At 44.4% G+C, this 23,191-nt stretch carries 18 protein-coding genes and 1 pseudogene; 7 read left to right on the forward strand and 12 right to left on the reverse strand.

Annotated features, from left to right (window positions below; translation table 11 throughout):
- Window positions 1-15: 15 nt before the first annotated feature.
- The 3 genes from A8C56_RS13845 to A8C56_RS13855 form a co-directional block, all read right to left on the reverse strand.
- Window positions 16-3,333, reverse strand: coding sequence for a SusC/RagA family TonB-linked outer membrane protein (locus A8C56_RS13845; protein ID WP_084490210.1), 3,318 nt, complete (start codon window positions 3,331-3,333; stop codon window positions 16-18).
- Between the two features lie 141 nt (window positions 3,334-3,474).
- Window positions 3,475-4,515 carry a FecR family protein gene (locus A8C56_RS13850; RefSeq protein WP_084490211.1) on the reverse strand — a complete coding sequence of 347 codons (1,041 nt, stop codon included), beginning with the start codon at window positions 4,513-4,515 and terminating at the stop codon, window positions 3,475-3,477.
- Between the two features lie 319 nt (window positions 4,516-4,834).
- The gene (locus tag A8C56_RS13855) at window positions 4,835-5,419 is read right to left on the reverse strand and encodes an RNA polymerase sigma-70 factor (RefSeq protein ID WP_084490434.1); all 585 of its coding nucleotides are present in this window, start codon (window positions 5,417-5,419) and stop codon (window positions 4,835-4,837) included.
- 303 nt (window positions 5,420-5,722) lie between these two features.
- Between A8C56_RS13855 and A8C56_RS13860 the strand changes: the two genes are divergently transcribed.
- The 3 genes and pseudogenes from A8C56_RS13860 to A8C56_RS25520 all read left to right on the forward strand — a co-directional run bounded on the left by A8C56_RS13860 (window position 5,723) and on the right by A8C56_RS25520 (window position 9,101).
- Window positions 5,723-7,435: an IlvD/Edd family dehydratase gene (locus A8C56_RS13860; RefSeq protein WP_067757128.1), complete on the forward strand. Its 1,713-nt coding sequence runs from the start codon at window positions 5,723-5,725 to the stop codon at window positions 7,433-7,435.
- 1 nt (window position 7,436) lies between these two features.
- Window positions 7,437-8,213, forward strand: a complete 777-nt coding sequence (locus A8C56_RS13865; RefSeq protein WP_245645474.1) for an SDR family NAD(P)-dependent oxidoreductase — start codon at window positions 7,437-7,439, stop codon at window positions 8,211-8,213.
- A 10-nt stretch (window positions 8,214-8,223) separates the two neighbouring features.
- Window positions 8,224-9,101 (forward strand): annotated as a pseudogene (locus A8C56_RS25520) (SMP-30/gluconolactonase/LRE family protein).
- Window positions 9,102-9,907: 806 nt separating this feature from the next.
- Here the strand turns inward: A8C56_RS25520 and A8C56_RS13875 are convergent.
- The 5 genes from A8C56_RS13875 to A8C56_RS13895 all read right to left on the reverse strand — a co-directional run bounded on the left by A8C56_RS13875 (window position 9,908) and on the right by A8C56_RS13895 (window position 14,397).
- Entirely contained in the window at window positions 9,908-10,819 is a 912-nt protein-coding gene (locus A8C56_RS13875; RefSeq protein WP_067757132.1) for a molybdate ABC transporter substrate-binding protein, read from the reverse strand.
- 53 nt (window positions 10,820-10,872) lie between these two features.
- Window positions 10,873-11,337 (reverse strand): DsrE family protein, encoded by a 465-nt coding sequence (locus tag A8C56_RS13880; protein ID WP_067757134.1) that lies wholly within the window; start codon window positions 11,335-11,337, stop codon window positions 10,873-10,875.
- 66 nt (window positions 11,338-11,403) lie between these two features.
- Window positions 11,404-12,387, reverse strand: coding sequence for a c-type cytochrome (locus A8C56_RS13885; protein WP_067757137.1), 984 nt, complete (start codon window positions 12,385-12,387; stop codon window positions 11,404-11,406).
- Window positions 12,388-12,560: 173 nt separating this feature from the next.
- Window positions 12,561-13,439: a PPK2 family polyphosphate kinase gene (locus A8C56_RS13890; RefSeq protein WP_067762033.1), complete on the reverse strand. Its 879-nt coding sequence runs from the start codon at window positions 13,437-13,439 to the stop codon at window positions 12,561-12,563.
- A 58-nt stretch (window positions 13,440-13,497) separates the two neighbouring features.
- Window positions 13,498-14,397, reverse strand: a complete 900-nt coding sequence (locus A8C56_RS13895; protein ID WP_067757140.1) for a DMT family transporter — start codon at window positions 14,395-14,397, stop codon at window positions 13,498-13,500.
- 97 nt (window positions 14,398-14,494) lie between these two features.
- Here A8C56_RS13895 and A8C56_RS13900 point away from each other — a divergent pair, with 97 nt between their 5' ends.
- Genes A8C56_RS13900 through A8C56_RS13910 form a run of 3 tightly spaced genes read left to right on the forward strand, consistent with a single transcriptional unit; the run spans window position 14,495 to window position 17,483 of the window.
- Window positions 14,495-15,925 carry an arginine deiminase family protein gene (locus A8C56_RS13900; protein ID WP_067757143.1) on the forward strand — a complete coding sequence of 477 codons (1,431 nt, stop codon included), beginning with the start codon at window positions 14,495-14,497 and terminating at the stop codon, window positions 15,923-15,925.
- A gap of 26 nt (window positions 15,926-15,951) precedes the next feature.
- Complete coding sequence (gene ctlX / locus A8C56_RS13905; protein ID WP_067757146.1) at window positions 15,952-16,881, forward strand: citrulline utilization hydrolase CtlX; 930 nt, start codon at window positions 15,952-15,954, stop codon at window positions 16,879-16,881.
- A gap of 5 nt (window positions 16,882-16,886) precedes the next feature.
- Window positions 16,887-17,483 carry a DUF1684 domain-containing protein gene (locus A8C56_RS13910; RefSeq protein WP_067757149.1) on the forward strand — a complete coding sequence of 199 codons (597 nt, stop codon included), beginning with the start codon at window positions 16,887-16,889 and terminating at the stop codon, window positions 17,481-17,483.
- Between the two features lie 487 nt (window positions 17,484-17,970).
- Here A8C56_RS13910 and A8C56_RS13915 read toward each other — a convergent pair whose 3' ends face one another.
- From A8C56_RS13915 to A8C56_RS13930, 4 genes are all read right to left on the reverse strand, one after another.
- The gene (locus A8C56_RS13915) at window positions 17,971-18,858 is read right to left on the reverse strand and encodes an SDR family oxidoreductase (RefSeq protein ID WP_067757152.1); all 888 of its coding nucleotides are present in this window, start codon (window positions 18,856-18,858) and stop codon (window positions 17,971-17,973) included.
- A gap of 260 nt (window positions 18,859-19,118) precedes the next feature.
- Window positions 19,119-19,976 (reverse strand): sigma-70 family RNA polymerase sigma factor, encoded by an 858-nt coding sequence (locus A8C56_RS13920; RefSeq protein ID WP_008585204.1) that lies wholly within the window; start codon window positions 19,974-19,976, stop codon window positions 19,119-19,121.
- 164 nt (window positions 19,977-20,140) lie between these two features.
- Window positions 20,141-21,427: a prolipoprotein diacylglyceryl transferase gene (locus tag A8C56_RS13925; RefSeq protein WP_067757155.1), complete on the reverse strand. Its 1,287-nt coding sequence runs from the start codon at window positions 21,425-21,427 to the stop codon at window positions 20,141-20,143.
- A gap of 271 nt (window positions 21,428-21,698) precedes the next feature.
- Window positions 21,699-22,115, reverse strand: coding sequence for a BrxA/BrxB family bacilliredoxin (locus A8C56_RS13930; RefSeq protein WP_067757158.1), 417 nt, complete (start codon window positions 22,113-22,115; stop codon window positions 21,699-21,701).
- A gap of 557 nt (window positions 22,116-22,672) precedes the next feature.
- On the opposite strand from A8C56_RS13930, the gene A8C56_RS13935 reads away from it, so the two are divergent.
- Window positions 22,673-23,119, forward strand: coding sequence for an Hsp20/alpha crystallin family protein (locus A8C56_RS13935; RefSeq protein ID WP_067757161.1), 447 nt, complete (start codon window positions 22,673-22,675; stop codon window positions 23,117-23,119).
- Window positions 23,120-23,191 lie beyond the last annotated feature (72 nt).

Genomic DNA, 23,191 nt, shown 5'->3' on the forward strand with positions numbered 1-23,191 from the left:
CTGAACTGTTTATTGCTAAAAACGAAGTTCAATTCCGGCGCCAAAGACCCGGGCGTTGGGATACCCGCTTTCATCCGTACCTATAAACAGGCGATCTTCTATTGATTGGGAATCGCTTCCCCTGGTATTGACTTCAGGATCCAGGCCGGAATATTTGGTAAAGGTGAACAGGTTGGTTGCCTTTACATAAATACTGGCATAGTTCAGCCAATCCAGCTTCATCTTTTGAACGGGCAGGCTGTAAGATAACTGAACCGACTTTACACGCAGATAACTGCCATCCTCAATAAACCGGTCCGATGGCCGCATCTGGGTCAGCGAGCTCAGCCTGGGATATTTTGCGTGCGGATCAGGGTTATCTGCTGTCCAGTAATTGCCAAAAAGATCTGCAAGCTGGTTCTGGGTGCGCTGAAAGGAATTCAGGTTGGTAAATGCGGTAGCAAAGAAGATGTCATTTCCTTTTACTCCCTGTAAAAACACGGAAAGGCTGATGTTTTTGTAGGAGAAATTGGAATTGAACCCATATTCATATTTCGGATACGGGCTTCCCAGAATTACCCGGTCCGCAGGGGTAATGGCACCATCCTTATTCACATCAACAAATTTGATAAATCCTTCATCATCCAGACCGTCTTCCAGGTACCCGTAAAAAACACCCAATGGCTGGCCCACCCTGGCTAAATTATAACCGGGCAAGCCGGAGGTTTGCCCGGCTGTAACAATATCGCTGCCACCTGCGATCTTCATTACTTTATTCCTGTTTGTTGATAATTGCGCTGCAGCGTACCATTTAAATCCACCGGTTAATATATCGGCATTCAGGCTGAACTCAAGACCCTGGTTTTGAATTTCCCCAAAGTTCCTGAGCATATAGCCAAAACCGGAAGAGGGTGGAAGAGGCACAGAGGCTAACAGGTCTTTGGTATTTTTCTTATAATAATCAAAAGTGAAACCCAGGCGGTTATTTAATATGCCCAGGTCCATTCCCAGGTCCAGCTCATTGCTGGTTTCCCATTTCAGCTGACTGTTGGCAATGCCCGATGGAGCATAACCCACGCTTTCTGTGTTCCCGTTATAAATATATTTTACGGGAGATAACCGGTCAAGCGACTGGTAAGGCGAGAGCGCCGTATTTCCCGTAACCCCATAACTGGCCCTCAGCTTCAGGTTGTTTATAAAAGCCAGATGATCTTTTATGAACCGTTCTTCGGATATTCTCCATGCCAGTGCCCCGGAAGGGAACAAGCCCCATTTATTGTCTTTTCCAAACCTGGAAGATCCATCGGAGCGAATGCTGGCCGTCAGGAAATACCGGTCCAGGAAAGAGTAATTCACCCTGCCCAAACCTGAAACCAGGCTCCATTGCTCGATACCTGAAGAGGGCGGATTGATCGTCTCTGCCGATCCCAGGTTATAATTCTCCGTATTATTGTTGGCGAAGCCCGATACCGATATCCCGGAATTCCGCGTCATATAGGTTTGATAGGTAAACCCACCTGTGGCCGTCAGTTTATGGCCTCCGGAAAATAATTTTTCATAGGTCAGTACTTCTTCATTCAAAATGGAATTCCAGTAAGTGCTGCTGTTGGAAGCGCTGCCTCGGTCATTGGGGTATATAATCGGACTGAACTGGTCATTAATTGAATTCTCATATTCAAGCCCGATCCTTGACACAAACGAAAGTTCTTTTGTTAATTTAAAAGTAAAGGCATTGTTCAGAAGTATTGTATTGGCAAGCGTCCGGTTCTTATAAGGCTTTGCCCATAACATAGGGTTTCTCATATCTCCCGGATCCGTAAAAGGATAGGCTTCTCCTATGCGTACCGGCAACCCGTTCTCATCATAAACGGGACTGGTAGGAGGTGCAGACAGGGCCCCGGAAAAAAGGTTATTCCCCCTTCTTCCGTTGTCTACGGGCACCGTATACTGTTCCCGTCTGGATAAATTCAGATTCACCGCTACCTTCAGCCAGCTTTTAATTTCATGATCCAGGTTCAGCCTGAAGGAACCTCTTTTAACTCCTGAGTTAATAATGATCCCCTGCTGATCATAGTAATTCCCGGACATTGAATAGTTGGTCCGGTCATTCATTCCTGAGAAACTCAATGTATGATTCTGAACCGGTGCATTCCTGAAAATAGCATCCTGCCAATCGGTTCCGGCCCCCTGTATATCATCCAGGTTAAAGTAGGGATCCTTCCCATCGTTTTTTAAAAATTCATTTACCACCGTGGCGTACTGCCGGGCATCTAACAGATCAAACCGCCTGGCCGTTTGCTGAACCCCGTAATAGCTGTCAACCCCGATTTCATTTCTGGCACCGCCCCTCCCCCTCTTGGTGGTGACCATCACAACACCATTGGCGCCCCTGGCACCATAAATAGCAGTTGCGGAGGCGTCCTTCAGAATATCAATGGATTCAATATCTGCCGGGTTCAGAAAATTGATCCCTCCTGCTATGGGGAACCCGTCCACTACATACAACGGATCATTACTTCCGATCATGGAATTGCCTCCGCGCACCCGCACCTGGATCCTGGATCCGGGCGCGCCGGAATTATGGGCTACAGATACACCGCTTGCCCTTCCCTGAAGCGCCTCCCCGATATTGTATACAGGTACTGCCTGCAGCTCCTTATTGGAAACCTGGGCCACAGAACCCGTCAGGTCTTTCTTGCGCTGTGTTCCGTAGCCTACCACAACCACTTCATCCAGTTTGTTCTCTTCCTTATGCAGCATAATATTGCTGATCTCCTTATCTTTTACGGAAATTTCCCGGGTGGTATATCCCACAATTGATACTACCAGGATAGCGTTATCATTTGCCACCTTAATGGTAAAGGAGCCATCCGCCCCGGTAGTAGTACCATTGGTAGTCCCTTTCTCTACAATATTTACGCCAGACAGTGGCTCGCCGGTTTCATCGGTTACCACACCTTTCACATTCAAAGAAACCGTTTCACTGGGGTATCCTACGATCACCACCATCCCGCTGTTCATTTTTTTGTAGGAAAGGGAAGAGTTTTGAAGCAGCTTGTCCATAACATCATCAATAGTGGCCTTTTTGGCGTAGATGTCTATCTTCCGGCTGTTCAATTCTGCATTATCGTTATAGAAAAATCGGTATTGATACCGGCTTTCAATATATTTTATTACGGAAACAATCGTCTTTTCCTTCAGATCCAGATCTATTTTCTGCTGGGAACGCCCCTCCAGTGCAAACACCTGCAGGGAACTGAACAGAATTAATAAAACGGAGCCATTCATTACCAGAAAAAATTTCGCACACAACAACCCTACCCCACCTGTAGCAGGGTGATCATTTTTTTTCATACATTTGAGTTTGAATTAATAATTGATACCAGCAAATTGCACCTTGCAATTTTTCAATTGTTTAATTTGAGTGGAGATGTAGCAGCATTTCCACTTTTTTCTTATATATGCATAGGCATTTTTTTTATTATTAAAGTTGATTTATCTGATAATTATTGTATCGTTATTGATCCGGTATTGTATGCCGGCCGACAGTTTAAAAGACTCCAGCACTTCGCCCAGCGTTTCTTTGTAAATCTTTCCGCTGAACCGCATTGCCCCCAATGAGGGAGAAGCCAGTATAATCTTAACGCCATACCATTTTTCCAGCATAGGAATGATATCTTTTAAAGGCTGCTGGTCAAAATGAATATGACCTTTTAACCATTGTGTTTCTAAAAATCCGGAATCGATCACATTGGGCTGTACTTTGCTGATCGCAATCTCAGGCAGCGCCTCATGCTGCTCTTTTGTAAAAGTCTTATTGTTCCTGTTTTCATTTTTTATAACCAGCTTCTCACTGGGATGCAAGACAACCTTTTCACTTTCCTTCTGATTGATCAGCACTTCCACCCTACCCCTTATCAGTGTTGTTTCAGAACTACATTCATTTTTATACGCCCTTACATTAAACTGGGTGCCTAAAACCTTAACATCCATTTCCTTGGTATGCACCAAAAAGGGCTTATCCTTATTTTTGACCACATCAAAAAAAGCTTCTCCATTCAGGTAAACTTCCCTGTTTTGCCGCCCGAAATCATTGCGGAACCGGAGCTCTGTTTTTTCATTGATCCAGACCTTGCTTCCATCCGGCAAAACCAGGGAGGTCCTGGATCTTGCCGTTGTAGCTACTACCTGCATGGAGCCCGTATTACCCTTGTAGTTCAGCAGTACCAGCAACCCTATACCTGTTAAGAAAATTATGGAAGCCGCAATCCCTGTCAGTCGCCACCGGCTCCCTTTTTTAACCTTGCCGGCGTTCTCCATCTTTTTATTAAATGCATCAAGTGATTTTTCTACTGAAGCCTCGTCTGTAAATCCCGACGCTGTCAAACGATGATCAAACAACACATCCAGACAGGCTTCAATAGCCTCAATTGAAGCAGACTCATTAATCAGCCTTTTTAATTCCAGTTGTTCATCAAGATTAATGATCCCTTCCTTTCTTTTCAATAATAGCTCGAACAATCGGGTTGGTTCCATTTGATTATCGTTCTGTTATAAAGACGCTTTTCAGTTATCCAGACCCTGAAAGCAAATCCGTTTTTTTTTATTATATGGAAAAAAGATAGCCGCAAACAGATGCTGTGCCGCAACCAGATCATAAGAGATAGCAGATGAGCACATGGCGCAGACGATCAACTATCTTTAAAGTGTCAGGGAACAAAATCGCGCTGATCATAAATTTGGCAGAGCTGAATTTGTCTTGCAGGGGGCTGATGCTATAACAAGGCTAAGAAACATCCGTGCACCAGTGGCAAAATAACAAATACTGCTGCAAAATAAAGATACCCGGCCCTCTCTATCTATACCCTGTCCTGGCTTTGGATGGCATACTGGAGGTATACTCCGGCAGAGCTTCAAAAAGCGCTGTGGCAATTCTTTTATTGGCAATCATCATCTGGGTCTCCACCGTTTTAACTGAAATGTTCAATAATCTGGCCACTTCAGAGTATTTCAACTGTTCTTCTTTAACCAGTCTGAATACAAGCAGGCATTTGGGTGGCAGGGAACCAATGGCCTCCTGAATCAGGCGTATATTCTCTGCAGAAACCAGCTTGCTTTCCGGTGTAGCCATGGTATAGGTAAGCTCATCCTCAATTACATCTGTAAATACCAGCTTCTTTTTTCTCATAAAATTCATACAGCCGTTTTTTGAAGCAATGAAGATATAACTGGAGATATTCTCTATGGCGGCAAGCATCTTCCGGTTTTCCCATAACTTTAGAAATACGTCATGTATAATCTCTTCCGCTCTTTGCCTGTCCTTTACTATAGCAAATACAAATGGAAAAAGGCCGGGAAAAAAATGCCTGAATAATTCATTAAAGGCGGCCTGATCATCCTTTTCTGCAACCAGGACAACCAGTTTTTCAATCGTTTTCAAATCTGCAGGTATTTTGTTAATTATAAAAAACAGTGTTCTGAACCTCCAAAAACCCGATCCCGAATTTACGTTGTTTTCTCTATCCGGACAATTCCATTTTAATTTTTTTGGACCAGGAACAGGTATTATGCTGTTCTTTAGTAGCAGATAAAAAACAGCAGCGCAACTATTGCGCTCATCAATACCTGTGCATTCCTGACTGAATACGCATGTCACAGTTGGTGAGCAAACCACGCACAACAAACAGCCTGTGGCTTTAAAAAATAAATAGTAGCTTGCAGGAAACGATGGCTCATTTTGAATATGAAAGAAAAAAATCTCAGAAGCAGCAGCTGGTTTGGCCGCACAGGTAAAGATGGTTTTATTTACCGGGCATGGATGAAGAATAACGGCATTCCCGATCATGAGTTTAAAAAGCCCGTTATTGGTATCTGCAATACCTGGAGCGAGCTAACCCCCTGCAATGCCCATTTCAGGGATCTTGCGGCATCAGTAAAACGGGGCGTGCTGGAAGCCGGTGGTTTTCCTGTTGAATTTCCGGTAATGTCGTTGGGCGAAACGCTGATGAAACCTACTACCATGCTTTTCCGTAATCTGGTCAGCATGGATGTGGAGGAAAGTATCAGGGGCAACCCGCTTGATGGTGTGGTGTTGCTTTGCGGATGCGATAAGACAACCCCGGCCCTGGTAATGGGTGCCTGTAGTGTAAACCTGCCAGCCATTGTGGTCTCCGGCGGGCCTATGTTAACCGGCAGGCATAAAGGGCAACCTATAGGCACCAGTGATGTATGGCGGCTGGCCGCGGGTCTGGAAGAAGGCTCCGTCAATGAAGAGCAGCTGCGTTCAATGGAAGGTGATCTCTGCCGCAGCCAGGGGCATTGTGCGGTAATGGGCACTGCATCCTCAATGGCCTGCATGGTAGAAGCCCTGGGCTTATCCCTGCCCGGCAATGCAGCCATTCCTGCAGTAGATGCGCACCGTAAAGTATTAGCGCAGTTATCGGGCGGCCGGATCGTGGAAATGGTCAAAGAAAACCTAAAGTTATCCGATATTTTAAAGAGGGACGCTTTTGAAAACGCAATCATTACCAATGCAGCCATCGGCGGCTCTACCAATTTCATCATCCATCTCCTTGCCATAGCGGGCCGCGCCGGTGTTCAGCTGGAGTTAAAAGACTTTGATACCCTTTCGAAAGATATTCCGCTGATCGTAAATCTTCAGCCTTCCGGACAGTTTTTTATGGAAGACCTTTATTACGCAGGCGGATTGCCTGCTGTTTTAAAAGAGCTGAACAGTTTTCTTCATAAAGATGCAATGACCGTAAACGGGAAAACGATCAGCGAAAACTACGCCAGTGCGGAGTGTTATAATAAAGACATCATCGGTACAATTGACAAACCGTTTAACAGTGCTACCGGGCTTGCGGTATTGACCGGTAATATTTGTGAGCAGGGGGCAGTCATAAAGCCATCCGCCGCAAGTGCGCACCTGATGCAGCATACAGGCCCCGCAGTTGTTTTTGAGAACATTGAGGATTACAAACAACGCATTAACAGTGACGGTTTGAAGGTTGATGAGAACAGCATACTGGTCTTAAAAAATGCTGGGCCAAAAGGATATCCGGGTATGCCGGAAGTTGGCAATATGACCCTGCCTAAAAAGTTATTGCAAAAAGGGATTACAGATATGGTGCGTATTTCAGACGGCCGGATGAGCGGCACGGGTTTTGGCACCGTAGTATTGCATATTGCTCCGGAGGCGGCAGCAGGCGGCAATTTCAGCGTACTGAAAACAGGAGATATCCTTACACTGGACGTTCCCAAAAGAACCTTGCAGGCTCACTTAAGCGCAGAAGCGCTTGAACAGCGAAAAAAAGAAAGAAAGCCTCAGCAATTCCATGCAACAAGAGGCTATGTAAGCCTTTATATCCAACATGTACAGCAGGCCCATTTGGGAGCTGATCTTGATTTTCTTACCGGCGGCAGCGGCAGCAATGTTGCAAAGGACTCTCATTAAAATGCGAAATAACAAAATGGACTTTAACAATAAAGTAGCTATTGTAACAGGCGCCGGACAAGGGATCGGCTTTGAGATCTGTAAACAGTTGGCAGGGCAGGGAGCTTTAGTGATCCTGAATGACCTGGATGCCCAACTGGCGCAGCAAGCCTGCACGGTTATCGATCAGCAATGCCCCGGTCGTGTTCATGCAGTGCCCGGCGATTGCAGCAACATGGCGGTTATTAACCAGATGGTGGAATATGCAACCGGTAATTTTGGCCGGCTGGATATTGCAATCGCTAATGCCGGCATTACCTTATTTGGTGCTTTCCTGGATTACCGGCCGGAAGCCTTTGACCAGGTAATGAAGGTAAACCTGGCAGGTTCCTTTTTCCTGGCGCAGGCAGCAGCCCGTAAAATGAAGCAGCAGCCCGGCGGGGGCTCTATCCTTTTTATGTCGTCTGTTACAGGGCATCTGGCACATAAGGGGCTCGTTGCCTATGGTATGAGCAAAGCCGCACTGGAAATGCTGGCAAGGAATTTAGTGATCGAGCTGTCCCAGTACAGAATCAACATCAACACCGTTGCCCCCGGTGCCACATTAACAGAGCGCACTACTGAAAATAAAAATTATGAAACCGCCTGGCAAAAAATAACACCTGGCGGCCGGCCCGCTACCGTAGCGGATATCGCCAACGCGGTACTGTTCCTGGTACATGAGCGGTCAAGGCATATTAACGGGCAGAATATTGTAATTGACGGAGGATGGACAAGCGTAGGAATTCAGCCGGAATAAGGAGCATCCCATGATCGAAGTTGCCTGCTATCAAAGAGCACAATTAGGAGAAGGCCCGGTTTGGGATGAACAAACCGGTTGCATCTACTGGATCGATATTATTGCCGGCGTTGTACATCAGCTGAACGTTCAAAATAACAGGTATCAGTCCTGCCCCATCGGGCAGATGATCGGCGCTGTTACATTATGTACCAATGGCAATCTTTTGGTAGCAGCAAAACAGGGGCCCGGTATTTTGAACCTGTCCGACAAAACGTTTGTCCAATATCCCTTTCAGGAAACAGGTACAACCAATAACCGCTTTAACGATGGCAAATGCGATGTAAATGGGCGGTGGTGATCGGTACCATAGCACTGGACGAGGCAGCCGGAGCCGGAAGCCTTTATTCTATGGATGCCCATTTCCGCTTTAAAAAGCAAATCGGGAATCTGATGATTCCTAACGGGATGGGCTGGAACAATGATCATACGAAATTTTATTTTATTGATACGCTTTCTTATTCGGTTACAGCATATCATTTTAATGCCATCACGGGCCGGTTATCCAATAAGAAAACGATCATTTCTATTGATGAGAAAGAAGGAGCTCCCGATGGAATGACAATTGACAATGAAGGAATGCTCTGGATTGCACACTGGGATGGTTGGCAGGTAACACGCTAGGATCCCGGCACGGGAAAGAAACCGCTGTCAGTGCCATTGCCTGTAGCAAGAGCCACTTCCTGTACGTTTGGCGGAAAAAACCTGTCTGATCTTTATATTACGAATGCTTATGACCGGTTAAATGAAGAACCATTAAACATTCAACCCTGGCAGGGGCACTTTTCGTCTGGAGGAACTGTGGTTTTAAAGGAGTTCCTGCCAATCGTTTTAAATACTAAAAAATGAACAGTTCTTTATATCAGCAAAGCATCCGGTTAACAAAGAAGGCAAGGAATTAAGAACCCAATAAAAATGTTTGACAAGTTTTATTATTCTGGTAAAGATTGGTCACAAAAAAATGGACATACTTTGCTGCGGGCAAGAGAGCATATCCATTGAATAAAACCTGTTAAATCGCACAGCCTCAAAAGCACTTTGGTGGCTCATGTTCAACTAGCAACGGCTCAATGACGATCCGAGATCAAAATGCAGCATTATGAATGCTCAGGTCAACAACGTTGGCAATTTTGAATGCGCAAAATTATGCTAATAAGCCGGCAAACTGAACAGGCAGCGACTTAACCCCGGTTAACATCTGGAAGAAAATAAAGAAAACATACCTGTTTTATCTATATCCTGTAAATCATCTAAATTTAATGTTCAAAGCTTTTTAAATGTTTAATCATTAACAAAAACATTTTAAACACATCAAACCGTGCACGGGCAGCAAAATTAAATACTTCTGCTCCTGAAAACAGGGCATTACAACCCTATAATACTGAAGCACAATCACATAAATGATTTACAATTATTATGGAGCTATTTTGCAATAATAAACCGAAGGCACTGCAGACAGCAGTTAAAATATAGTAGACGTAGCCTCCACTGAATATCCCGAGGGCTGTAGCAATTTGGGATACTGTAATAAAATTTCTCCTGGTGAAATCTTCTTGTATTAATACACTTCCTCCCCGGCAGGGTTTTCGCTTCAACCCTGCTAACTTAGAGCTTTCATCTTATTGAATATACAAAGCAATCAAAGCCCCGACCCTTTATGGCGTGGTAAAGCCATATTTCCTATAAACAGCTTTTGCGGCTGCGCTTTTCAGGAATTCCATAAACTCTTTTGCAGCTATCGGGTGTGGTGCATTCTTTAAAAGGCCGGCCATATAAGTAGCCTGTATGTTTTCATTATCGGGGATCGGCACCAGCTCCACAGGATGATTGATCAGTTTCTGATAATATGCCTCAGAATACCACACGGGCCCGGCATCGCTTTTTTCATATAAAACCCACATAGGAGTTTGCCGGTGGTGGATCTGGGTAAGCCGGGTTGTTCCGGCTTTGACCTTGTCTTCCATAATTGTTTTCTTCAGCGCCTTTCCACCGGCCTTTATATAAGCAGCTTCAATACGTTTTCCGATGCCTTCAAATGCAGGGTTGGGCATTGCAACCAGCACGTCCTTTCGTCCAAGATCTTTTAAGCCGGCTATCCGTTTCGGGTTGTTCTTTTGTACCATAATGGCCAGCTTATTGTACGCATAGGCAATAGTGTCCGCAAAAAGATCGGCCATTTCATCAATCCTTGTTTTCCCGGCGGTATATACATCCGGTTTCAATGTAATGCGCATATTGCCCATTGTTAAAGAGCCTCCTTCTATCTGTTTGGCAAGTACCCCGGGTGGCAGGGTCTCCGCAAATATGCGGGTATATTGAGGATATGCCTTTTTAAACGCAGTCAGCAGCTCGTCAACGCACATGAACTGGTTGCCCGCAAAAAACAGCACCAGTTGTGGGTCATTGATGTCTCCGAAAAGATCCGGAACATTATCCACACCCGGAACTGTAAACAGCACCTTGCTTTCAGGGGGGATGTTCCAGGGTGGATCAAATCGATACTCCTGCGCTTTTACAGTATTTCCCAATACCATGCAAAAAAATATTCCGGTAAATAGTTGCTTCATTTCATTCCTTTAAATCTACTTATGATATTTGTTACAAAAAACACGCGGATCTTTTAAGGTTTTATAACAGACCAGCCCTCTGCCTGGCGCAGGATCAGCTCTCCGTTACCGCTGGGAACAATTGCAATAAAATCATAGAGCTGCTCTTTGTCAATCTTGCGCTCATGTAATGTATTGGCGCACTGGGCTACAATCACCCCGCGCTCAACCAGATTCTTTAAAGCTTCTTCGTATTTGCTTCCTTTCAGGTAGGCATCCGTACCCCCGCTAAATGCGATCAGCTCTGCTTTCAGCTTTCCCTTCAGCCGGGGATCATTCAGCGCATTGTTAAGGTTCCGCAGCACTTTTTCAATGATCTTTGGATCATTGTTATCCATCTGGTAAATGGCATGATATACTTTTTGTTTGGCCACTGCTCCGGTGAACCGTTTATTCTCCTGCTGGGCAGGTGTCAGTTGCTGTGCAGTTGCAGTAATGGTTAATACTGCGCTGAAAAGGATCAATAAAGCTTTTTTCATTTACTACTGGTTTTAAAATTAAAATACTCGTTATTCTATTATTCCCGTCATTTCCGGGCCCTGTATTTATTTATAAGCAGCCTGTGCCAGTTCTATGGGACCAAACGGACCGTATTTATGCTGCCGTTCTGAAAAACTGTCTATATAAGGGCCATAAGGTGCATCAACCGGTTTCTTTTTTAGCACCGGCCAGTCTGCGCTTTGGTCAAACTTCGGCCGTGGCTTGCTGAGCACATAAGCGGCTACATCCCAGGCTTCCTCATCGGTTAATTGCGGACTAAGATAAGTAGTTCCCTGCGGCATATTATTTTTTACAAAGCCTGCAAAACTGCGTATTCTGAACAACCCTGCTCCATCATTAAAACTATGAGCGCCCCATAAGGGCGGATATGTATATCCTGTACCCTCAATGTTCAGCATGCCTGCACCATCAGCACCATGGCACCGTTCGCACTGGGCGCGGTATACAATGCTGCCTTTTAACGGGTCTGCAGCCCGGTTCAGGAAGGGCAGCCGCATGATCGATGTTCCTTTATAGGCTTTTCCTTTGGGCACATCCTCCCCTACCCATTTCAGATAAGCATAAATAGCCTGCATCTCTTTTGAGGCGGTATCCAGCGGTTTCCCGTTCAGGCTTCTCTCAAAACAATCATTTACCCGCATATAAATATCCTGTATGCCATCGTTCCGGGCACGATACAGCGGATAAGTAGCAAAAACTTTCCCGAAATTATTACCAAAAGGAACCGTTCCTCCGTTCAAATGACAGTTCTGGCAGTTCATTCCATTGGTAAGGGTGGCTACAGTTCCTTTGGGGCCCATGTAATAAGAGGTATTTGCAATGAGCCGGTACCCGTATTCAATGAGCTTTCCTTCTTCCGTATAATCGGGGATCTGATAATGGTTCCATCCCCACCACGTCGTATCCGGAGACTGACTGCCGCTCGCTTCCTTTTTTATGCCATTACCTGCTTTTTTCCTGGTGTGTTCAGATAAGATCAGCACCGCAGCAGTTATAAAAAGCAGGAACGGTATCCAGAAAATCCTCATCGCTTACATTTTACTTTCCATACAAAGCTATAAGAAGCTGCTCCTCCGGGGAAATCACAAAAGTCAATCGCCGATAACTTTAAGTTATAACAGTTACAGTTTGTTATACCTTTAGCCCGTAGCACTCCTGCAAGGAGCTAAGAGTGCCCCGGTAAGCCGTTCCCCTGCCTGTTTTATTCACCTTCCAACTGGTTTTTGTACTGCTGAATATGTGCTTTTATTGTATCATCTGGTTCAGGATATTGAATCTCTTTATAATTTTTTAATACGTCCAGCATAATGGAGGCTACCAGGTAACGGCAAATATCCTTATCATCAGCAGGAATTGCATACCAGGGCGCTTTGGGGGTGCTGGTATGCCTTATTGCTTCCTCGTAGCAATGCATATAATCCTCCCAGCGCTTTCTTTCTGCAAGATCCCCGGGCGAAAATTTCCATTGATGCTTTTCTTTTTCCAGCCTGCGTAAAAGACGGTTGCGCTGTTCCTTTTTGCTCAGGTTCAGAAAAAATTTAAACACTATGGTACCATTCTCCACCAACTGCTCCTCAAAATGATTGATCTGTTCAAACCGTTTTTTCCAGAAATTACGGGGGAGGTCTTCCACCCGCTCCAGTCCGGGTATACACTCATTAAGCAGGTATTCCGGGTGCACCCGGGTTACCAGCACATTTTCATAATGCGTGCGGTTAAACACCCCAAACTTTCCTTTCTCCGGCAAGGCAATCTCATGACGCCACAGGTAATCATGCTTCAGCTCCGGCTCCGTAGGTGTTTTAAAGCTGTTGACCACCACACCACGTGCATTAAAAGCCTTAAACACTTCGCGTACCAGGCTGTCCTTTCCCGCGGTATCCATTCCCTGCAAACATACCAGTACACTATACCGGTTATGAGCATACATCTTATCCTGCAAGGCGCTTAGCTGCTTGCGTATTTTTTTCAGCGCTTTCTTGGCAGCTTCAGGATCAATGGTTCCGGACAGATCAGTGGGATATTGATCCAGCTTAAAATTATTGTAGGCAAGCAATTGTTTGCGTGTAACTTTTTTCATAAAAATCATCTGAATAATGATCTGAAGATAAACAATCTTTATCAGAAAGTACCGGGCTTCAGGCAGCCGGTGTATTCACCGCTACAGCCCTTTTATGATTACGCTTCAGGATGACAGCATGCAGTATGAGGGTAAAGCTGATGATCGTAAAACCAAAATAAAAGCCGTTATTGAGTGTCTTATTTTCCTTTAAAATAACAAAGACCATCAGTATGCCATAAAGAGGTTCCAGGTTATAGGATAAACTTACCGTAAAAGCTGATAACTTTTTTAAGGCATTCATGGAGAACTGAAAAGCGATTACCGAGCAGAACCAGGCCAGCACCAGCAGCCATAAAAAATCACTCAGGGAAGGCAGTAAGGTATTTACAGGAAATGCCTTCAGATAAAAAGGCAGCACCATTGACAGCGTAACAAAGCCACCGGTCATTTGCCAGGTCAGCACAGTTTGCATATTCACCCTGCGCATAGAAAATTTTAAAAGGATCGGGAACAGTGCCGCAAAGAAAGAAGAAATAAACCCCAGGATAATGCCCAGCTTATACTGCGTATCAAAATGAAAAATAAGATAGATGCCCAGTACCGAGCAAAGACCCAACAGCAGCTCTGTTCTTTTCACCGGCTGGCGGCTCAGCAAAGGCTCCAGGATCGAGGAAAAAAAACCTACAGCCGATAAGCATACCAACCCGATAGAAACATTTCCATATTTTATGGAAGCATAAAATAATACCCAGTGAACAGCCGATAAAAAACCGATGCCTCCTATTTTTAGCGCTTCCTTTACCGGCAGTCTTTGTATTTTTCCGGTAAGGCCCATTAAAATCCATAAAGTTACAGCCGTTATCAGCAACCGGTACCACACCAGCAGCCCGGCATTTAAAGTGATCAGTTCTCCCAGGATTCCGGTAAAACCTGCCAGCAGCACTGCAATATGTAACTGTAAGAACGCTTTTTTCATCAGAGCTGCAAGCTAATTAATTTAACCAACTTTGATGGCAAACATTCATTCCCTTATTTTTGTTAATAACAAATGTTAGCCGCTAAAGAAAAATTTTATGGAAATAAAAGTAACATCTGAAATCGGGTTATTGAAAAAGGTATTGGTGCACAGCCCGGATAGCGGCATAGGCAAGGTCATACCTTCAAAAGCACAGGACTGGCTTTTTGAAGACATCGTGCATCTGGATACGATAAGACGAAAAGAATACGACTACTATACAAAACTATTGCTGTATTTCCTGGACCCGGAGCTGATTAAAGGGAAGCTGAAGACAATAGATGCTCCAAGGAATAATTACAATTTCTACAAGCCCGGAAAAAAAGACTTCCATAATTCCCGGAATGTAATAGAAATACAGGTATTGCTGTCAGACATTCTGAAGAATGCCACCATCAAACAAAAACTGGTTGCCTCCGTTTGTGCCATAGAGAACTGCTCCTACAAGATCCAGGAGCTGCTACTACAGCAGGAAGCAGCCGAACTGGCAAAAATTTTTATAAGCGGAACGGGCAATGACCTGGATATGCTGTTTCCTCCTGTCCCTAATTTTATCTTCACCCGTGACATCGGCATTGTAATCAACGATCACATCGTTTTAAACAAGCCTGCCAAAAAAGCAAGGCTGCGTGAAGCGCTTTTAATGAAATATATTTTCTTTAATCACCCGCTTTTTAAGGATTATAAAGACAGGATCATTGAGCTGGAAGACAGTCCCTATCACTTTCTGCTGCCCGTTGATGCAGACGAGTACAACGTTACCCTGGAGGGGGGCGACGTAATGGTGGTAAGCAAAGAGCATGTGATCATAGGCATCAGCGAGCGCACCAGCCTGGCAGCCGCGCACCAGGTAGCCACGATCCTTTTTAAAAAGAACATCGTTCGTAAGGTTACACTGGTGCAGATTCCGCAAAAAAGGGAGTACATGCATATTGATACCCTTTTTACCCAGATAAAGAAAGACACCTGGGTGATGCTGGGCTCCTTTTCAAAGAAACGTGCCCAAAAAGAGCTGGATGATGCCATCCTGAAAGCCATTGAAGACCAGAAGCCGGAAACGGTCACCACTATTATACAGTTTAAAAAAGAGCAGGTTACGCGGCCGGTTTATTTTAACAGCCTTGAGGATCTGCTGACAGACATCAGCAAAAAAGACCTGAAAGTAAAAGGGCCGGTAAAGATCATTCACTCCGGCAATGATGAATTTCCTTTTGACCTGCGCGAGCAATGGACGGACAGTTGCAACTTACTGGCTTTAAAAGAAGGCGTAGTGGTAGGATACGACAGGAACGACAAAACCCTGGAAGCCTTTCGCAAAGCAGGTTTTAGCATTATTGATGTTAAGGAATTGCTGCCCCGGCTGGAAAGTGGCGCACAGACCGCCGAAAAGCTGCAGAACGTTTTCATCACCATTCCCTCTGCCGAACTTTCAAGGGCCAGAGGCGGTTTTCATTGTATGAGTATGCCGCTGTTAAGAAAAGATATTTAAAAAGAAGCTGAAAGAAGAACTGATATATGCAAACCACATCCCATTTGTTAATGATACGGCCCATCGCTTTTGGTTTTAACCAGGAAACAGCGGTCAATAATTCCTTTCAGAAAGACGTAAAGGACTGGAATGCCAATGAAAAAGCCCAAAAGGAGTTTGATAATTTTGTGACCCTGCTGAGGGCGCATCACATAGAAGTGCTGGTAGTGCAGGATCAGCCGCAACCGTATACGCCGGATTCTATCTTTCCGAATAACTGGATCTCTATGCACAGCGACGGACAGATTGTGCTGTACCCGATGTTCGCTCCCAACCGGCGCGCAGAACGGGCAAAAGGTGTTACGGATAAGCTGAAAACCCATTTTACCATCTATTCAACAGTAGACCTTACCGGTTATGAGAAAGAGAACCGTTTCCTGGAAGGAACCGGCAGCATGGTATTAGACCGGGTGCACCAAAAGGCCTATGCCTGCTTATCGCCAAGAACAGATAAAAAGATCCTTTATGATTTTTGTGAGGTGCTGGATTATACGCCCGTGCTTTTTCATGCTTTTGATAAAAACAATGCCCCGGTTTATCATACCAATGTAATGATGTGCATAGCCGAGGATTATGCAATTGTTGCCGGCGATGCCATCACCAATATACCGGAACGGAAAGGGGTTTTCAGCACACTGAAAGAAACCGGCAAGGAAATTGTGTCAATAAGCATTGACCAGATGGAACAGTTTGCAGGAAATGCCCTGCAGGTAAGGAACTCCGAAGGGCAGCGGTTCTTAATTATGTCGGACAGCGCTTATCATTCCTTAACCGCTGAGCAGCTAAAAAAACTGGAGACCTTTAACCCCATCCTGCATGCTCCGTTAACAACCATTGAACAAAATGGCGGGGGCAGCGCCCGATGCATGATAGCAGAGATTTTTCTGCCTCCGCACCATTTATCGCATCAAGAATAATAACAATGAAAAAAGAGATCCTGATTTTTCTTTTTACCCTTATAGCAGGTGCTGCTGCCGCGCAAACCACCTACAGAGACAGCCTGGAGCGTTTTTTGAAAAACTACGTAAAAGAGCACCAGGTGGTTCCGGAAGTGGATAAAAAGTATTTTCGCTTTTTTCCTGTTGATGAACAATACCGGGTTGTTGCAGATTTTACGCCCGCTACAGATACAGCCTGGTTTGAGATACCTACATCAAGCGGAAAAAATAAAAAATACAGGGCCTATGGCCGCCTGCATTTTTCCATAAACGGGCAACAGCTGGAACTGACAGTATACCAGTCTCACTTCCTGATGCAATACAATCAATACTGGAATTATTTGTTCCTGCCGTTTAAAGATGCTACCAATGGAAAAGAGACCTATGAAACAGGCCGTTACTTAGACCTTAAAACAACGGATATTAAAAATAACAGGCTCACGCTCGATTTTAATAAGGCCTATAATCCTTACTGTGCTTATGTTGCAACCGGCTATAGCTGTCCTGTACCACCAAAGGAAAATCATTTACCGGTTGCCATAAAAGCCGGTGAGCAAAAATTTGCAAAACCGCACCGGTAACAGGCAACTTCAGGTTCTGCAATTTATGATTGAGATCGATACGTCTGATGGGGAAGCCCCTGAGATCCCAGCAAAGAAATCCGGTCTGTGGAGCACGCTGCATCTATAAGCTCCTAATATGCAAGTGAAATTTATTATAGACCTGAACAAAGCGTTACGGCTAAGTTGCCGGGCATTAAAAATTCCTAAAAGCAGATGGATCTATTTTAGGATGTAGCATTCCCGATACCCCCGGATTTCCAGGCAGCACCAAAAGAAAGGGCCCGTGCCATTCAATGCTTCCGCAGAATTTGCAGAACAGCGCAGGCACCGTCCATCTGCGCTTCCGCCATTGGCGGAAGTCTGCGTTCCGAAGGTTCGGAACAGCGGGACGTAACACGACCAACAAAAAATCGTTGCGTCTTCGGGAAACTTTTCGGTCTGATTAAAATGTCATTTCCGTATAACCAATACTCTGGCGCATTTTCAGACCCAAAGAATGCCCAAATTACCCGGCCAGGGTACGTTTCAGCCCCTCTTTAAAGGAAACAGGCACATAGCCCAGCTCTTTTTTTGCCTTTGTAACATCAAGGCCGCTTTTCAGGGGCCGGCGGGCAAGCTCATTCAGTTCAGCCGTACTCACCGGCTTTAACCGGTGCGATTGTATATTCATAAAACCGGCTACAGCCATTGCCATCTGGTAAGGGGTTACAACCTCTTCCCCGCTTAAATGGAAAATGCCGGTGGCTCTTTTATTGATAATAGCGCTGATCCCTTTTGCAAGGTCTTCCGCAAAAGTAGGGGTGCGCTCCTGGTCATTCACAATACGGAAGGGTTCATTATTTTGTAACTTTTTTGCTATCATGTTAAGAAAGCAATCCCTTCCATACAAAGGTTTTCCATAAACAAAAACCGTCCTGACGATGGCCCAGCCATATTCATATTCCATAACAGCCTCCTCTGCCTCCCGCTTGGTTTTTCCATAATAGCTCAGCGGATCAGGAGCATCTTCTTCCTTATGCATCCCTTCCTTCCCGTTAAAAATAAAATCAGTAGACAGGAAAATAAAAAAGCTTTTATAATCCGCCGCGTTCAGCAACAGTTGTACCGTGCCGGCCATATTGGTTTCATAGGCCTCCGCCTGGTTCCTTTCGCAATCATCCGGTTTGCTCATAGCGCCGGAATGTACTACAACATCCGGCCGGATGCGTTCAAATGCGGTATGCACGGCATAAGGATCCGTAAAGTTGCATTGTATAAAATGATAACCGGAGCTTTTAAAACCGGAAAGATCTGCCGACCTGGAGGAGGCAAAAACGGCATCCCCTTCTTCCAGCAATTGTTTAACCACATAGCTGCCTACCAACCCGTTTGATCCTGTTACTAAGACTTTCATAATGCAATAATAGGGTTTCTGACCGGGAATCTGACATTTGAAAAGACCCGGTGAGCACTACAAAATCGGAAGCCGCAGGTAGTCCGCCCCAAACCTTTTAATGCTAATTAAAATGCAGCTGTTTGAAATGATTGCTGTAACATTAATTCCGGCATCGTATCAAATAAACTATAAAATAAAGCGCCCCGGAAAATTCCGGGGCGCTTTATTTATTTTAACCGCTGATTAACGGCTCCCTACTATCTGCTATTCACTTTTCACTATCCCAGATAGGATTTTAAGGCGCTGCTGTAGCGTGCTTTTTGTAAGCGTTTGATGGCTCTTTCCTTGATCTGGCGGATGCGCTCTTTTGTCAGGTCATATTTCTGGCCAATCTGCTCAATGGTAACCCCATTTTCGCCATCCAGCCCAAAATAAGCATTTACAATTTCAGCCTCCCGTGGAGAAAGCGATTTCAGTACCCTGCGAATCTCGTTGCGCAATGAATCTTTCATTACGTCATCATCCGTATCAGAGCCCCCTTCCAGCAGATCACCCATGGCCACGTCTTCGGCTTCATGAACCGGTGCATCCAAGGAGGTATGGCGGGTATTGCTTTGGAAAATATTATTGATCTCGGTCTCACTCATTTCCAGAAGCTCAGACAACTCTTCTGTAGAAGGTTCCCTTTCATGCTCCTGTTCAAACGCCATATAGGCCTTGTTGGCCTTGTTATAGGTTCCGATCTTATTCTGTGGTAAACGTACCAGCCTGCCCTGCTCTGCCAAAGCCTGTAAAATGGATTGGCGGATCCACCATACGGCATAGGAAATAAATTTGAACCCCTTTGTTTCATCAAAGCGCTGAGCGGCTTTGATAAGGCCCAGATTTCCTTCATTGATCAGATCACTAAGAGAAAGCCCCTGATGCTGATATTGCTTTGCTACAGACACAACGAAACGCAGGTTTGCCTGAACCAGCTTATCCAGCGCCCGCTGATCGCCCATTTTAATTTTTTGAGCAAGAGTGGTTTCTTCCTCAGGCGTGATCATAGAGATCTTAGAGATCTCCTGAAGGTACTTTTCCACCGCCTGGGAATCGCGGTTAGTAATTTGTGTAGCAATTTTTAGCTGACGCATAGTCGAATTTAATTATAATATACCGGCGCCTGACCGGATTTTTATAGAACAATATTAATGAATATTTAAAAACGCCCAAAGATACGACAGAATTTGTGAAAAACCATGTCGCAGATTGAACTTATCTTAATATAACAGTTTTTTTAAAAGATAGTTATAACTGATTAAGACGTTTTTACGGGCGTTGTTCCTGCGCGGTTTTTCCGGTTTAGGATAAGGATCATAACGACCCCGGCAATAATCAGCAAAACAGAGATCAGCTCGGCCTGCGTCGGCTCTATACCCAGCAGGTGCATTTTTACATTTACCCGTATCTTTTCGATCAGGAATCGTTCTAATCCTGTAAAAATCAAATAAATACCAAATAGCATACCGGCTATTTTAAACCGCCTCCTGAGCGCCCACAGGATGCCGAAAAGGATCAGCGCCATTATCGTCTCATAGAAGGAAGTGGGGAAAACCGGCACCGGAAGGTGAGTGCAGAATTTTCCGGCACAATTGGCCAGCGGAACACCGGCTTCGTTTACATTGTGCGGGAAATCATAGGCAAAGACCCAGTCCGGTAAAAAGCTTAAGAAACCAGGCTTGGGAAAAAATGCATGATGTGTTGAATTGCCTGCAAAATAAGCCGATTGCTGTGCCACAGTAGCGTTAAAGTCATTCAGTGTGGCAGGGAATACCCCTCCGGTTGGGGCTGTCTTAAAAGCAGCATTATAAATGCCCCAGTCCCCGTCACCCGCTACCTGGCAGCCGATACGGCCGATGCCGTAGGCCAGCATCATTACAGGCCCCATTACATCAATAAAATGCAAAAAATTAATATGGTGCTTGTGAGTATACCACCAAAGAGCAATGCCTGCACAGATCAGTCCGCCATAAAAAGTAAGGCCCGACATTGAGAAAAAGGAAGACGGGTCTTTTAAAAAGGTGTCCCAGTTTTCAAAGGTATCAAAGATCTTTGCACCCAGTAACCCAAAAATAATGGCCAGCATCGTCAGCTCTCCTACCCGGTCGTGCGGCCAGACCCTGATGACGCGTGTTTCCGGCTGTGCCAGCTTTTGCCTGTTCTTATCGCGCCATTTAATAAAAGCAAAAATGGCTCCCAGTGCAAGGCCGGCAAGCCAGTTCCCCTGTGCAGAAAAAATATAGTCCTGTGGATTTATGTTGTTTTCCTTTGTAAAGAAAAGCCCCAGTATTTTGTACCCCAGCACAAAGCCAAGCACAAAATTGATCAGCAATTCATTGACTGATGCGGGCTTGCCCACTACTACCTTTTCTTCAGTAGGCCCGAATATTCCTTCCTTACTTTTGCGCTTCAGCTCTTTGGTAAGCACAATGGAAGAGATGATAAAAGAAACTGCAACAAAAAAGCCAAATGAATTTACAAAATGCAGAAAGTTCCAATCGACTCCGAAAGCATCTTTAAAAAAGTAATACAGATTAGGATACATGCGTAAAAATTGAGCACAATATTACAAATATAATGCAGATTAAAGGTTTTATATGAACAGCATTCTTATTTAGACCATTCCGACAGCTATCAGAATTCCCGTATAATGCCCTATCAGCATAAATATCCTTTCCGGGCCAACCGGTATAACCTCATTATCCGGAAAAATACCTTTTCTTTAAAGCAGGCCGGCAAAAGAAAAGAAGCCTCACAAATAAACTATTGTAAAGCTTCTTTACCAAAAAATTCCGGTTCCTGATCAAACCAGCAGATTAATCGCAATATTCATCAAATGCCGCCATAAGATTCTGGGCAATCATTTCTGCGGAACGGCCTTCGATCTGGTGCCGTTCAATAAAATGAACCAGCTCTCCATCTTTAAACAAGGCAATGGAAGGAGAAGATGGCGGATAAGGCAGTAAATGCTCTCTTACCTTATTTACTGCTTCAATATCGAAGCCTGCAAAACTCGTTGTCAGATGATCGGGTTTCTTTTCGGCATTAGCCACTGCCATTAGCACACCAGGCCTTGCAGTACCGGCGGAACAGCCGCAAACTGAATTAATAACTAATAAGTTAGTTCCTTGTTGGGTCAGGGAAGCTTCAACTGCTTCAGGCGTTGAAAGACTTTCAAAGCCGTTATCAGTCAATTCCTCCCGCATTGGGATCACTATTTCCTGTGGATACATATTTATAATTATTTAAGATTGATAACGCAAAAATAATTAAAAGGTTGCATTCCCGGCAGTGTAAGGGAAAGAGGGTATAACATTTTCCTGATCTATGTGCAAATTCCTGGCTCACGGATCGTTCAGATTTAAGACCATGCATCAAGGGGAGACGCATAAATTTATTTTTACTGAAACGGGCTGTGAATAAGGCCAATTCACAATACCTCAGGATGTCCGGGATACGAATAAGTGCCATTGGGCGCTATTTGTATCTATTTTAAAAGAAAAAAACGTATTTTATTGATCCCTGCCCGACGCAGCCGGGTATCTGTGGCATAATCGTTTACCGATTTATGCGCTCACCCTGGACCATTGCATGAACAGCCCGGTCACCTGATCCGTGCATTTATAACGGCATCTTTCCTGATTTTTTTGACAGGCAGTTTTTTAATTTAAGACATTATGTCATACTTATTATACATCAAATGACAAAATTTCATATCCCTGTAGATTGGTTGTTAATTTGTTGCAGGAATGGCAAGTCAATATTTTAATAACTTAAAAAATTAATAACAATGACCAACGTAAAATTTAACGGAACGCCTTTCGAAAGAACGCTGACCAGCCTGGTAGACGATTTTATTACTGAAATGCCGGCTATTTTTAAAACAGAAGTAAAGAACCCTAATATAAAAGGGTTTGCACCGGTGAACATTATTGAAAAAGAAAACGAATACCAGATTGAGGTAGTAGCCCCTGGCTTTGAAAAATCCGATTTTAAGATCAGCCTGGATCAGCACGTACTTTCCATTTCTGTTGATAAGAAAGAAGAGACAAATACAACAACAGACAAAACCATACGGAAAGAGTTTTATTTAAGATCTTTTAAAAGAACTTTTACTGTTGATGATAAACTGGATACAGATAAAATTGAGGCCAAATATGTTAATGGAATCTTAATAGTTACCATCCAGAAAAAGGAAAATATAAAACCGGCGTCTAAAGATATAGAAGTTCTTTAATGATAAAAAGCATATAAGTTTTTCTCATAAGCAGTTAGTTTTGGTTTAGAGCCCGTTGTTTCTACAATGGGC

The sequence above is a fragment of the Niabella ginsenosidivorans genome (assembly GCF_001654455.1).
Classification (GTDB): Bacteria; Bacteroidota; Bacteroidia; order Chitinophagales; family Chitinophagaceae; genus Niabella; species Niabella ginsenosidivorans.

Bases quoted from the DNA above. Each gene is read 5' to 3' on its own strand.
- A8C56_RS13845 (WP_084490210.1), bottom strand. From the start codon at position 3,333: ATGAAAAAAAATGATCACCCTGCTACAGGTGGGGTAGGGTTGTTGTGT.
- A8C56_RS13850 (WP_084490211.1), bottom strand. From the start codon at position 4,515: ATGGAACCAACCCGATTGTTCGAGCTATTATTGAAAAGAAAGGAAGGG.
- A8C56_RS13860 (WP_067757128.1), top strand. From the start codon at position 5,723: ATGAAAGAAAAAAATCTCAGAAGCAGCAGCTGGTTTGGCCGCACAGGT.
- A8C56_RS13865 (WP_245645474.1), top strand. From the start codon at position 7,437: ATGCGAAATAACAAAATGGACTTTAACAATAAAGTAGCTATTGTAACA.
- A8C56_RS13875 (WP_067757132.1), bottom strand. From the start codon at position 10,819: ATGAAGCAACTATTTACCGGAATATTTTTTTGCATGGTATTGGGAAAT.
- A8C56_RS13880 (WP_067757134.1), bottom strand. From the start codon at position 11,337: ATGAAAAAAGCTTTATTGATCCTTTTCAGCGCAGTATTAACCATTACT.
- A8C56_RS13885 (WP_067757137.1), bottom strand. From the start codon at position 12,387: ATGAGGATTTTCTGGATACCGTTCCTGCTTTTTATAACTGCTGCGGTG.
- A8C56_RS13890 (WP_067762033.1), bottom strand. From the start codon at position 13,439: ATGAAAAAAGTTACACGCAAACAATTGCTTGCCTACAATAATTTTAAG.
- A8C56_RS13895 (WP_067757140.1), bottom strand. From the start codon at position 14,397: ATGAAAAAAGCGTTCTTACAGTTACATATTGCAGTGCTGCTGGCAGGT.
- A8C56_RS13900 (WP_067757143.1), top strand. From the start codon at position 14,495: ATGGAAATAAAAGTAACATCTGAAATCGGGTTATTGAAAAAGGTATTG.
- ctlX (WP_067757146.1), top strand. From the start codon at position 15,952: ATGCAAACCACATCCCATTTGTTAATGATACGGCCCATCGCTTTTGGT.
- A8C56_RS13910 (WP_067757149.1), top strand. From the start codon at position 16,887: ATGAAAAAAGAGATCCTGATTTTTCTTTTTACCCTTATAGCAGGTGCT.
- A8C56_RS13915 (WP_067757152.1), bottom strand. From the start codon at position 18,858: ATGAAAGTCTTAGTAACAGGATCAAACGGGTTGGTAGGCAGCTATGTG.
- A8C56_RS13920 (WP_008585204.1), bottom strand. From the start codon at position 19,976: ATGCGTCAGCTAAAAATTGCTACACAAATTACTAACCGCGATTCCCAG.
- A8C56_RS13925 (WP_067757155.1), bottom strand. From the start codon at position 21,427: ATGTATCCTAATCTGTATTACTTTTTTAAAGATGCTTTCGGAGTCGAT.
- A8C56_RS13930 (WP_067757158.1), bottom strand. From the start codon at position 22,115: ATGTATCCACAGGAAATAGTGATCCCAATGCGGGAGGAATTGACTGAT.
- A8C56_RS13935 (WP_067757161.1), top strand. From the start codon at position 22,673: ATGACCAACGTAAAATTTAACGGAACGCCTTTCGAAAGAACGCTGACC.